This window comes from Embleya sp. NBC_00896, assembly GCF_045207785.1.
In the GTDB taxonomy this organism is placed as follows: domain Bacteria; phylum Actinomycetota; class Actinomycetes; order Streptomycetales; family Streptomycetaceae; genus Embleya.
In genome coordinates this window covers 6,602,049-6,614,627 of sequence record NZ_CP108776.1, presented here as the reverse complement: position 1 = coordinate 6,614,627, position 12,579 = coordinate 6,602,049, and the positions used below count along the sequence as shown (strand labels likewise).

General features: G+C 69.1%; 8 protein-coding genes. All 8 read right to left on the bottom strand.

Annotated features, from left to right (window positions below):
• Window positions 1–20: 20 nt before the first annotated feature.
• The 8 genes from OG928_RS29560 to OG928_RS29525 all read right to left on the bottom strand — a co-directional run bounded on the left by OG928_RS29560 (window position 21) and on the right by OG928_RS29525 (window position 12,576).
• Complete coding sequence (locus OG928_RS29560; protein WP_406289342.1) at window positions 21–3,140, bottom strand: type I polyketide synthase; 3,120 nt, start codon at window positions 3,138–3,140, stop codon at window positions 21–23.
• 52 nt (window positions 3,141–3,192) lie between these two features.
• Window positions 3,193–3,930 (bottom strand): thioesterase II family protein, encoded by a 738-nt coding sequence (locus OG928_RS29555; protein ID WP_406289340.1) that lies wholly within the window; start codon window positions 3,928–3,930, stop codon window positions 3,193–3,195.
• Window positions 3,927–5,180: a cytochrome P450 gene (locus OG928_RS29550; protein WP_406289337.1), complete on the bottom strand. Its 1,254-nt coding sequence runs from the start codon at window positions 5,178–5,180 to the stop codon at window positions 3,927–3,929. The genes OG928_RS29555 and OG928_RS29550 overlap by 4 nt, the downstream gene beginning before the upstream one ends.
• Window positions 5,177–5,398, bottom strand: coding sequence for a phosphopantetheine-binding protein (locus OG928_RS29545; protein ID WP_406289335.1), 222 nt, complete (start codon window positions 5,396–5,398; stop codon window positions 5,177–5,179). The genes OG928_RS29550 and OG928_RS29545 overlap by 4 nt, the downstream gene beginning before the upstream one ends.
• Before the next feature lie 749 nt (window positions 5,399–6,147).
• A complete protein-coding gene (locus OG928_RS29540) occupies window positions 6,148–6,909 on the bottom strand; it encodes an ABC transporter permease (protein ID WP_406289333.1) in 762 nt (253 codons plus the stop codon).
• The gene (locus tag OG928_RS29535; protein WP_406289331.1) at window positions 6,906–7,844 is read right to left on the bottom strand and encodes an ATP-binding cassette domain-containing protein; all 939 of its coding nucleotides are present in this window, start codon (window positions 7,842–7,844) and stop codon (window positions 6,906–6,908) included. The genes OG928_RS29540 and OG928_RS29535 overlap by 4 nt, the downstream gene beginning before the upstream one ends.
• 117 nt (window positions 7,845–7,961) lie before the next feature.
• Window positions 7,962–8,696: a thioesterase II family protein gene (locus OG928_RS29530; RefSeq protein WP_406289329.1), complete on the bottom strand. Its 735-nt coding sequence runs from the start codon at window positions 8,694–8,696 to the stop codon at window positions 7,962–7,964.
• A 64-nt stretch (window positions 8,697–8,760) separates the two neighbouring features.
• Window positions 8,761–12,576: a non-ribosomal peptide synthetase gene (locus OG928_RS29525; protein ID WP_406289326.1), complete on the bottom strand. Its 3,816-nt coding sequence runs from the start codon at window positions 12,574–12,576 to the stop codon at window positions 8,761–8,763.
• Window positions 12,577–12,579 lie beyond the last annotated feature (3 nt).

Here is a 12,579-nt window from a genome sequence, read left to right as displayed (position 1 = left end):
ACTTGGACGAACAGGCGGTGCTACGCGTAGCCGCGCTCGATCAATTCGTACAATTCGTCATCACTGCGGCTTTCCGAACTCCCTTTTTCCACCGTTTCCGCAGCCTCCACCGTCTCCGGAGCATGGGGCGCCTCCGGCTGGAGGAGGGAGAGGATGTGGCGACCGAGGGATCGCGGAGTGGGGTAGGTGAACGCGACGGTGGCCGACAGCCGCACACCGGCCGCCGCGGTGAGCCGGTTGCGCAGCCGCACGGCCATCGAGGAGTCGAAGCCCAGGTCCTTGAAGGTCTCGGTCGACCTTGCCGCGAGATCGACGCCCGTCGCATCCGCGTCCTTGGCGCTCAACACCGCTGCCGTTTCGGCGCATACGAGATTGAGGACCGACCGTTCCGAACCCAGGTCCGCCGCCCTGCCGCTCGTGCCCGGTCCGCTCGCATGCGCGGGGGAACCCGTGTTCGTGGTGTCGGTGTCGTCGGGCGCGGTCAGCCAGTACCGCTGCCGCTGGAACGCGTAGGTCGGCAGGCCGATCCGGCGCGGCCGGTCGGCGGCGAACACCGCTTCCCAGTTCACCGGCACACCGCGCACGTGCAGCTCGGCCAGCGACGCCAGGACCTTGCTCGCACTCCCGTCGTCCTTGTGCAGGGTGCCCACCACCACCGGCGAGGCGGTCAGCGCGTCGGCGGTCTCCGCCATCGCCACCGCGAGCACCGGATGCGGGCTGACTTCCACGAACACACCACCGCGGCCACGCATCAGGTGTTCGACGACCTCGCCGAAGCGCACCATCGAGCGCAGGTTGTCGTACCAGTACGAGCTGTCCAGCAGGCGCGTGTCGAGCAACCCCCCGGTGACCGTGGAGTGGAACGCCACCGCCGATTCCCTCGGCGAGACACCCGCGGCGGCCTCCAGTACCCGATCACGGATGCGTTCGACCTGGTGGGAGTGCGACGCGTAGTCGATTTTGACCCGGCGCACCCGGACACCGTCACCGGCCGCCATCGCGGCGAACCGGTCCAATGCCTCGAGGTCCCCGGAGATCACCACGGAAGCCGGCCCGTTGACCGCAGCCACGGAGAGCCGCCCGGACCACTGCCGCAACCGATCCTCGACCCATGCGAGCGGCGCGGACACCGCGTTCATCCCGCCCAGGGCGGCCAGATCGGTCAATGCCCTGCTGCGCAGGGCGACAACCCGCGCCGCGTCCTCGAGGGAGAGCGCACCCGACACGCACGCCGCGGCGATCTCTCCCTGCGAGTGCCCCACCACCGCCTCGGGGACCACTCCCAGCGACCGCCACACCCGCGCCAGGGACACCATCATCGCGAACAACGCCGGCTGAACCACGTCGTCCCCGCGCTCCAGCGACGCCGCCGACTCCGCACCGGTCACCACGTCCACCAGTGACCAGTCCAGCCACGGCGCCAGGGCGCGCGCGCACTCGTCGATCCCGCGCGCGAAGACCTCCGACTCCGCGTACAGCCGCCGCCCCATGGCCGGCCACTGCGACCCCTGGCCGGGAAACACGAAGACGACCGGGCCCACCGGTCCCGCGGCCACCCCGCGAACCGCCCGCGCCGAATCACCGCCCGCCGCCACCAGGTCGAGACCGGCCAGCGCCTCCTCGCGGCCGGCGCTCAGCACCACCGCCCGGTGCTCGAACGACGACCGCGTCGACACCAGCGAATGCCCCACGTCGGCCGCCGACAGCGACGCGTCCGCGGCCACGAGATCCCGCAACCGCGCTGCCTGCTCCCGCAGTGCCGGCTCCGTCCGCGCCGACAGCACCCACGGCACCACCCCGGAAACGCCGGCGGCGGCCGAGTCCTCACCCGCGGCGTGGGGTTCCGTCTGCTCCTCGGGTGCCTGTTCGAGGATCACATGCGCGTTCGTGCCGCCCAGGCCGAACGCCGACACCCCGGCCCGCCGCGGCCGACCGGGCGCGCTCGGCCAGGGCCGCGCGGTCCGGAGGACGTCGAAGTCCTTCCGGAAGTCCGGGATGGCGGGGTTCGGAGATCGGAAGTTCAGGTGCGGAACCAGGTGAGCACGATCCACGCACAACGCCGCCTTCACGAAGCCGACGATTCCCGCGGCCGGCTCCAGGTGCCCGACATTCGTCTTCACCGAGCCGATCACCAGGGGGCGGCTCCGCCCGGTCTCCCGGAACACCTCGCGCAGACCGGATATCTCGGCCGGATCGCCGACTCGGGTACCGGTGCCGTGGGCCTCGACGTAGTCGACAGCGTCGAACGCGACACCCGAGCGTTCGAGGGCGGACAGCACGGCTGCCGCCTGCGCACCGGGGCTGGGATCGGGCATCCGGGAGGACGCGCCACCGCTGCCGACGCCCCAGCCGCGCACCACCGCATAGATGTGATCGCCATCGGCGACGGCGAGGTCGAGCCGCTTCAGCAGGACGAACGCCCCGCCCTCTCCCCGGACGAATCCGCCGGCCCGTTCGTCGAAGGTGAAGCAGCGGCCGTCGGGCGACAAGGCGCCCAGATTCGCCAGGCCGAGTCCCGCTTCCGGGTCGGCGATCAGGTTCACGCCGCCCACGATCGACATGTCGACCGCGCCGCCGCGTATTCGGTCGCACGCCAGCGCCAACGACACGAGGGAGGAGGATTGGCCCGAGTCCGCGCAGAAACTCATGCCGCGGACGTCGAACAGGTTCGAGATCCGGTTCGCGATCAACGCACCGCTCGACCCGAGCGCGGCGTAGTGGTCGTCCCGGTCGCTGCCGGACAGCCTGCGCAGCAGCTCGTACCCGGAGGGCGCGGCGCCGACCAGGACATCGATCTCGCGGCCCGCGAGCGCGGTCGCCGGGACACGGGCGTCTTCGACGGCTTCCCAGGCGAGTTCCAATCCCAGCCGCTGCACGGGGTCCATGGCGGCCGCCTCCGCGGAACCCGTACCGAAGAACCGCGCGTCGAACCCCTCGATGGAGTCGAAGAACGAACCCGAGTTCAGGGTGGCGGCGTCCGGGTGGGGCGGGTGCTTCGAGGCGACCGCCCGCTGCTCGGGAAACGTTCCGACGGTCGACTCGCCGTCGACCAGCAGGCGCCAGAACTCCCCCGGGTTGTGCACGCCGGGAAAGCGGCACGACATCCCGATGACGGCAATACCGGTGGCTGCGCCACTCATACGAATCCCTTCCGGTTCCCTCGGCGTACGGCTCTCGCGGGCTGCCCTGCCTTCACCGCCAAGAGGTCAACAACTTCCGCAGCTCGTCCGGCGCGTGCATGAAGTCGTAGTGGCCGCCGTCGACAACGCGGATGTCGACCGAATCCGAGTACCGACGCCACCCTTCGAGCTGGTCGAGGCTCACGTCGGGGTCGTCCCGCCAGTGCAGTACGACGATGGGGCATCGGACCGTGACCGGCTCCGCCCGTCGATACTCGCGCGCGGCGCCGTGGTCCTGGAGCAGCACGGCCAAGCCCATGTCGATCATGTCCGGCCGCGGCTCGATCCCCCGGCCGCGGACGAACGACTCCACCTCGGCGCGCAGTTCGGACTCGGTCATGGTGAGCATCCGGTCACGCGAGGCGTCGTGCGGTGCCGGCTGGCCGGACACGAAGAAGCAGTCCGGCCCGGGCAGACCCCGTTCGGCGAGCCGTACCACGGTCTCGAACGCGGGCAGCGCGCCCGCGCAGTGCCCGAAGAAGGCGAACGGCCGATCGAGTCGCGGCACGAGTGGTTCGATCAGGCCGGCGGCGAGGTTCTCGTAGGTGCCGTAGTGGGGTTCGGCCAACCGGTTCTCGCGGCCGGGGAACTGCAGCGGGCAGACCTCGACGTCGTCGATCGCGGCCGGCCAGGCGCTGAAGGCCGACGCCCCGGTCCCGGAGTAGGGGAAGCAGAAGATCCGGGCGGGGTGGTCGGTGGACTGCGGCCGGACGAACCATGGCGACGTGGCGGTGGTGGAGCCGGATGTCATGGCGTCATTCGTTTCTGGGCGACGATGGGGAGGTGGGTCATCCCGGCGATGAAGTACGACCGCAGGTGCTGCGGTTCGCCGTCGAGCTCGATCGATGCGAACCGCTGGAGCAGTTCTTCGAAGAAGATGCGCAGGGTCATCCGGGCCAGCGGTGCCCCGATGCAGTAGTGCGGCCCGAAGCCGAACGCGACCTGGCGGTTCTCGCGCCGCGTGATGTCGAACTCGTGGGGATCGGTGAACCGGGACTCGTCCCGGTTGGCCGACCCGATCCACGCGACGACCGCGCCGCCGGCCGGAACCGTGCCCCCGCCGATCTCGGTGTCGCGCACCGCGTACCGCATGAAGTTGCACGCGGCCGATGTCCAGCGCAGCCCCTCCTCGACCAGGGACGGGATCAGCGACGGGTCGGCCTGCGCCTTCGCGAACTGCTCGGGCCGCTCGATGAGCGCGAGCACGGTGCCCGAGACGGTGTGCGGCGTCGTCACGTTGGCACCCAGCAGGATGCTGTAGCCGTCGAGGGCGATCTCCTCGTCGGTCAGCGGCGCGTCTCCCGCGTGGACGCTCATCAGGTGGTCGAGCAGGCTCCCGTCCTCGCCGCCGGCCGACCGCCGCCGTTTGACCCAGTCGGTGACGTAGGTGACGAGTTCGTGGTGGGAGATGGCCAGCGTCGCGGCTTGGCTGCCGTGTTGGAAGTGCGGATCCGAGGGGGCCGTCACCATCGCGGTCAGCTGCACGAGTTCGTCCCAGTCCCGCTCCGGGATCCCAAGCAGCGGGCCGGCGACGATCATCGGGAGGCGGTGCGCCTTCTCGGCCAGGTCGAAGGTGCCGCCGTCGAGCGCCGGTTCGAGGAAGCGCACGATCGACTGCCGGATCCGGTCCTGCCAGGACGCCACCGCCCGCGCGGTGAGCTTGGCGCCGATCGCTCTGCGGACCTGGGTGTGCCGCGGCGGGTCGGTGGACGTCATCAGCTTGCCCGCAGCGACGTCGTCCTCCCCGAGATGGGTGACCACCGTGCCGCGCTCCGAGGTGAATTCCCGGTGGTCGCCGAGCACGCGGCAGACGTCGTCGTAGCGGGTCACCGACCAGAACTCCCGCCCGTCCGGCAGCACTTGGTGGTGCAGGGGCGCCTTCGCCCGCATCACGTCCCAGATGGTGTGCGGATCGCCCGAGGTGTAGAGGTCCAAGTCGAACAGGTCGACGCGGTCGAGGTCGAGGTCGAGGTCGCGCCCGGCACCCGGCGTCAACCTCACGACCGTGCCCTCCCCTGCTCGATCAGCTCGGCGACCCGGGCCGGGGTCTGCGCCAGGTAGAAGGCGCGCACGGACAGCTCGACGCCGTAGTCCTGGGTCACCCGGTCGATGATCTTGATCCCGATCAGCGAATTGCCACCGATCGCGAAGAAGTCGTCGTCCGGCCCGACTTCGCGACCGTTCAGGTATTCCCCCCACACCGCGGAGATCTCCTGCACGAGTGACTCCGGCGCACCCGTAGGCGCGGTTTGTGATTCTGACTCCATCGCCAGCCTTCCCTTTCTCCGCCGAACGGGAATGCCCGCCCACGCCATTGCCGGCCCCATTCCCGGACCGTCACCGCCATCACGGCCACTGAAGCCCTTTCCGCTGTCCCGCCGGCGAGACAAATCCTTTTTTGAATGGCGGAACGAGTGTCTCGTGATTCTTTTCTGCTCACACCGTGCCGGCGGTGTCCGGCACTCGCCGGCCGGGCGGCGTTGAGAGCGAGCCGGCGAGTCTGCATGCCGACGCCACCCGCAAGCGCTCTGTGCTTGTCGTCCGGCGGTCGGCTCGTGCCGCGGTGTCATCGATCCCGAGGTGGAAAGCAGCCGTGTCCCGCCCACAACCGGCGGAAGGCCAACCACTCCAGGTACGGGAAGGACACCTGCGTGGTCGTCGACGGCGGCATATTGCGCTGTCAGCCGAAGGCGGGCTGCCTGACAGTGCACCCAGGAGCTGGGCCATCGCGACGCCACGGTAAATGGCCGGGGAAACCCAGTGCAAGAGATGACAGTGCGGAGACCATGCCAGGCACCGACTGTCCTGCCGACAGGACAGTAATGCGGATGCCTGCGCTCTCTGTATTCCCCGAAACGTGCGACCGGCCTGCGAAACTCTTGGCCCCCGGCAGGATTTCCCCTTTCACGCCGCGCGCGCCCTGCCGTCCTGGCAAAACCGGCCGTTGGCCCTCACCGGCTGGACGCGGTCACGCTCGCTTTTTGAACGTGGAGACCGCCCACACGTACCCGAGGAGGGCGAGCCCGAGGCACCAGGCGACGGCCGCGAGCGCGTCGCCGCCCGACGGGTCGCCGGCCAGCAACCCGCGCAGCGTCTCGATGATCGGGGTGAAGGGCTGGTACTCCGCGAACTGCCGCATGCCGGCCCCCATCGTGTCCGCGGGCACGATCGCGCTGCTCAGGAACGGCAGCATGATCAGCGGCACGGTGGCCAAGCCCGCCGACTCCGCGGTTTTCGCGGCCAACCCCAGGGCGACGGTGAGCCAACTGGCCCCGAAGGTGAGCAGCACGACGAGACCCAGCACGCCGAGCCAGTCGAGGGGGCTCGCGTCCGGGTCGAACCCCATCGCGAAGGCCACCCCGATGACGGCCGTGCAGGCCACCAGGCAGCGCGCCGTGGTGACGACGACCTGCCCGGTCAGCACGGCGCCGCGGGAAATGTCCATGGCCTTGAACCGGTTGATGATGCCCTTCGTCATGTCGTCGTTCACGGCCGTCGCGGTGGACCCCAACCCGTAGCTGACGGCCATCACGAGCATGCCCGGCGTCGCGTAGTCGATGTAGTTCTCCCCGACACTGAAGCCGCCACCGAGCACCTTGACGAACATGAGCAGGAGCACAATCGGGAACAGGATCGCGTTGAACAGCACGAGCGGGTTCCGCAGGGTGTGCTTCAGGTTGCGGCGCAACATGATCGCCGAGTCGGCCAACGCCGTCGAGACACTGCTCACTGTGCGATCGCCTCCGCGCTCGTGCGCCCGGTCAGGGCGAGGAAGACGTCGTCGAGGTCCGGTGTGTGCACGGAGAACTCCCTGGCGCTGATCGTGTGTTCGTCGAGCCGGTCCAACAGGGCCCGCAGCGACTTCGACTCGCCGTCGCTGGGCACCCGCAGGGTCAGCTCCTGGTCGTCCCTCGTGGCCCCGGGCAGGACCCGCGCCGCCGCGTCGAGTTCGTCGAGGTCGGCGAACCGGAGCCGGACGTGGGTACCGGGGGCCTGGCGCTTGAGCTCCTCGGGGGTGCCCTGGGCAACCAGGTGGCCCTGGTCGAGCACCACGATCCGGTCGGCGAGTTGGTCGGCCTCCTCGAGGTATTGGGTGGTGAGGAAGATGGTGGTGCCGTCGGCCACCAACTCGCGGACGATTCCCCACATCGTGCGCCTGCTGCGCGGGTCGAGGCCCGTCGTCGGCTCGTCCAGGAAGATGATCCGCGGGTTGCCGACCAGCGTCATCGCCAGGTCCAGCTTCCGGCTCATACCGCCGGAGTAGGTCGATGCCCTCTTGTCCGCCGACTCCACCAGGTCGAACCGCTCCAGCAACTGCGTGACCACCCGGTCACCCGAGCGCACACGCTTCAGGTCCGCCATCAGCTGCAGGTTCTCCCGGCCCGACAGCAGTTCGTCCACCGCGGCGAACTGACCGGTCACGCCGATGGCCGCGCGCACCGCTTTGGTCGCGGTCGCCACGTCGTGCCCGGCGACGCGCACCGTCCCGGCGTCGGCTTTCAGCAACGTCGCCAGGACGTTCACCGTCGTCGTCTTGCCCGCGCCGTTGGGGCCGAGCATGGAGAAAACCGATCCCGCGGCAACATCGAAGTCGATGCCGTCGAGCACGACCTTGTCGCCATATGACTTGCGCAGCCCTGAAACTTCGATCGCCGAACTCTTCATGCCCCCACCGTCTCCACCGGGCCTGTCACCCGTCTGTCGCATCTCTGACACGGCGTTCCGGCGCGTCGCTCGCGGCCGGAGCGCCGCACGGCGCGCGGGCGACCGCCCGCCACCGCGCTAGCGACCGCCGGCGGTTTCCGCCTCGATCGCGTCCAGCACCTCCCGGCCGAGATCGACCAGGTACATGTGATCGCCCGGGAACTCCGCATAGCTGAATTCACTCGTGGTCGCGTCCCGCCACTGCCGAGCCTCTTCCGCGGTGACCAGGCCGTCGGAGCTGCCCCGCAGCGAGCAGATCGGCACCGACACCGGTTCGTCGGTGCTCGGAACGTAGTTCTCGTGCATCTCGCAGTCGGCCTGCAGTACGGGGAGAATCAGTTCACGCATCTCCGGGTGATCGAGGGCCTCGTGCCTGAACCCCGCGAACTCCTCGACCCGGGCCAGGAATTCCTCGTCCGGGAGCCCCGTCGCCCGCCTCTCCCGTTGTGTCCACGGCCCCGGCGAACCACTGACGACCAGCAGCTCGACGTGCACATCGCGCGTGCTCAGCAGATGCACCAGCTCGTACGCGAGCACCGCGCCCAGGCTGTGCCCGAACAGCACGGTCCGCGCTCCTGCTCCGAGCTCGGCGACAATGTCGTCGACCTCGTTCTTGGCCGCTTCGACCACGTTCCGGTACGGCGTCTCCAGGATCCGCCGCTCCCTGCCGGGCAGTTCGACCGAGGCCAGTCGCCACCGACCGGCGGACAGCTCCCGCCACGGGTGGAAGAACGAAGGACCCGCTCCCGCGAACGGCACACACAGCAGCGTGGTCTGGTCCCCGTGTTCTGCGGATATGCCGGGTTCTGTCACCCCGACCAACCCCAATCATCCAATCGACGGTTCGTTGAGCCGGCTCCGGGAAATCGATGTCCGGTCATTGCGCCAGCTTGCGGTTGATGACCTCAAAGATTTCGGCCACGGGTGCGGGCATGTGGAAGTCGTTGTGCGTGGCGCGCACGTCGTACGTCTCGATGGCACCGAGGACGTGCGGCTGCCACAGGGGCGCCCACGACTCGTCCTCGTCCAACGCAGCGTTGAAGAACAGCACATCACCGCGGTAGACCGGCGATTCGAACTCCGCCATGACGCACATGTTGTTGGCCCCCACCCTCGACATGTTGTCCAGGAAGTGGTCCATGTTGCGGGTGTTCAGGTACTGGCCGAAGAGTTCCTCGACCTCCGCCCGGTATGCCTCCTGCTTCCAGCCGGCCAGTTGCTTGAACCCGCTCCCCGGTTGGCCGTCCAGGATCGCCACAAGGTCGACCTCGTGCCCACGCCCGTCGAGCGCCGCCGCGACGGCGTGTGCGACCGGGCCGCCGTAGGACCAGCCGATCAGGTGGAAGGGCCCTTCCGGCTGGATCTCGAGCATCTGGGTGACGTAGTCGTCGACCATCTCCTCCACCGACGCCGCCAGCGCACCCGTGCCGTCGGAGCCGCGGGACTGCAGGGCGTAGGCCGGGCGGTCACGCACGTAGGGGGCGAAGCTGAAGTACGACCAGCCCAGCCCGCCGCCGCCGTGGAAGAACCACATCGGCGGCTTCCCCGTACCGGGATCGCTGTGCAACGGCAGCACCACCGCGTACGAGTCGGTGGCGTCGTCGTCGGGAATGCCGCCGATGAGTACCAGCGCGGCCAGTTCGGCCACCGTGGGGTACTTGATGATCGTGGTCATGGGCATCCCGACGTCGAACTGCTTGCGGATGGCGGCGCTGAGCCGGGTGGCCATGAGCGAGTGCCCGCCGAGTTCGAAGAAGTTGTCGTCGATACCGACCCTCTCCAGGCCGAGCAACTTGCCGAAGAGGGAACACAGCTTCTCTTCGTGGGAGTTGCGCGGCTCTCGGCTGCCCACGGTGTTCCTGTGCTCCGATGGCAGCGCTCGTCGGTCGAGCTTCCCGTTCGGGGTCAGCGGAATCTCCGAAAGCGGTATCACCGCGGAAGGCACCATGTAGTCCGGGAGACGCCCACGCAGGTACTCGGAAAGCTCGGCGAGCAGCGGACCGGTCGACTCGTCGGCCACCGCGGCATCGGCCGCAGGCACCACATAACCCAGGATGCGCTTCTCGCCCTCCTGGTCTTCGCGCACCACGACCACCGCCTGTGCCACACCGGGATGCTCGGCCAGCGCATGCTCGATCTCGCCCAGCTCGATCCGGAAACCCCGGATCTTCACCTGGAAGTCGCTTCGCGCGATGTACTCCAGCCGACCGTTCCTGTCCCACCGCACCAAGTCCCCGGTGCGGTACATCCGCGCACCGGCAGGGCCGAACGGGCACGCCACGAACCGCTCCGCGGTCAGCTCCGGCCGGCTCTGGTACCCGCGGGCCACCCCGTCACCGGCGATGTACAGCTCGCCCTGCACCCCGCGCGGAACCGGGCACAACCGCGAGTCGAGCACGTACACCTGGGTGTTGCCGATCGGCGTCCCGATCACCGGCACACCCGCCCCAGCCTTCACCGGCGCCATGGTCGACCAGATCGTCGTCTCGGTCGGGCCGTACCAGTTGCTCACTTCGGCGGCCTGATCCGCCAGCATCTCGGCCAGCCGTACCGGCAGAGCCTCCCCGCCGACCATGATCCGCAGGCCCTCCGCGGCGTTCGGCCGGCTCGTCAGCAGCATCTGCCAGAACGCAGGCGTGGCCTGCACCACGGTGACCTCGTGGCGGCGCATCAACGCCGCCACAGCCGACGGATCGGTGACGGTGTCCTTCCCCGCCACGACCATGGCCGCTCCGGAGATCAGCGGCAGGTACAACTCGGTGCCCGCGATGTCGAACGACACCGTCGTGTTGAACAGCATCCGATCCGCGGACGACAACCGGAGCCGCCGCTGCGTCGTGGCCAGGTAGTTCGCCAACGCGCCGCGCGGGACCGCCACCCCCTTCGGGGTCCCCGTCGACCCCGACGTGTAGATCACGTACGCGGCATTCTCAGGCCGGACGACCACCTCCGGTGCCGAACCCGGATACCCCGAACAGTCCGCGCCGGCCAGCACATCGGCGTCGAGCACCAGCACCGGGTCCGAATGCTCGAGGACATAGTCGATCCGGGAACGCGGATAGTCCGGATCAACCGGAACGTAGGCCCCGCCGGCCTTCAGTACCGCCAGCAGCGCCACCACCAGCTCCACGGAGCGGGGCAGGCACACGGCGACCAGCGACTCCGCCCGCACACCGCGGTCGACGAGCCAGTGCGCCAGCCGGTTCGACCGCGCGTCCAACTCCTGGTAGGTGAGCGACTCCTCCTCGCCGATGAGGGCGAGTGCCTCCGGTGTCGCCTGCACCTGCCTGCGCAGCGCCTCCTCCAGCCCCGGCTCCAGGGTCGGCTCGACAGTGTCGTTCACCTCCCCGACCAGCCGCTCCCGCTCCCCCGCCCTCAGCACGTCGACATCCCCGACGCACACACCCGGATCGGCGACCAGCTGCTCCAGAACGCTCGCGAACCGAACGGCCATGGCCTCGATCGTGTCCCGGTCGAACAGGTGGGTCGCGTACTGGATGTCGCCCTGCACCGTCCCCGAGCCGTCCGTGATCATGCTGAAGTACAGGTCGACCTGGGTGGTCGAGGTGAGCGCCTGCTGGAACTCCACCTCGAGCCCGGGCAGCTCGAGGGTCTGCCTCTCGAAGTTCTGCCAGGCGGACAACATCTGGAACAGCGGCTGGTAAGCCGTGGAGCGGTCGGGGTTGATCAACTCGACCAGCAGCTCGAACGGCACGTCCTGGTGCTCGTAGGCCGCCAGCGCCTTGTTCCGCACCTGCCTGAGCACGTCGGTGAACGACGGGTCGCCGGAGAGGTCCACGCGCACCACCAGGGTGTTGGCGAAGAGCCCGATCAGATCGGCCAGCGCTTCGTCGGTCCGCCCGGCGATCGGGGTACCGATCGTCACATCGTCCCCACTGCCGAGCTTGCGCAGCAGCACCGCCACCGCGGCGTGCATGACCATCGACATGGTCGTTCCGCTCTCGGCGGCCAGCTTCTCCAGCCCGGCCGCCACCTCCGGTTCCACAACGAAGCCGACCGTGTCGCCGCGCGAACTCGCTTCCACGGACCGCGGCCGGTCGAGCGGCAGGTTCAGCGGCTGCGGTACCCCGGCCAGTTCCTCGCGCCAGTACTCGACCTGCGCCGCGGCGAGACTGTCCGGGTCGTCCACGTCGCCGAGCACCTCGCGCTGCCACAGCGTGTAGTCCTTGTACTGCACGGGCAGCGGCTCCCACTGCGGAGCCCGGCCGTCCCGGCGGGCGGTGTAGGCGTCGATCAGGTCCCGTATCAGCGGCGCGCCCGAGCTGCCGTCCGTGGCGATGTGGTGGGTGACCAGGACCAGGACGTGTTCCTGGGCCGAGCAGCGCAACAGGGTCGCCCGCAAGGGGATTTCAGCCGCCAGATCGAACCGGTACGCGACGGCCTCGTCGATTGCGCCGGACACGTCTTCGGGCGCCACCTCGACCACCGGCACCTGCAGCAACGCCTCCGTCATCGGCAGGATCCGCGAGTAGAGCTCACCGTCATCGTCCGTCATGTACGTGGTGCGCAGGATCTCGTGCCGGTCGACCACGTCGCGGATCGCCGCGACGAGGGCGGCCTGGTCGAGGGGGCCTGTCAGCCGGAACGACCCCGGAATGTTCCAGGTATCCGACCCACCCCCCAACTGGTGCAGAAACCACATACGACGTTGTGCAAATGACAGCGGAATCACAGT

What these genes read in the sequence shown, in the direction of transcription:
- OG928_RS29555 (WP_406289340.1), bottom strand. Translation starts at nt 3,930, where the DNA reads ATGACATCCGGCTCCACCACCGCCACGTCGCCATGGTTCGTCCGGCCG.
- OG928_RS29535 (WP_406289331.1), bottom strand. Translation starts at nt 7,844, where the DNA reads ATGAAGAGTTCGGCGATCGAAGTTTCAGGGCTGCGCAAGTCATATGGC.
- OG928_RS29560 (WP_406289342.1), bottom strand. Translation starts at nt 3,140, where the DNA reads ATGAGTGGCGCAGCCACCGGTATTGCCGTCATCGGGATGTCGTGCCGC.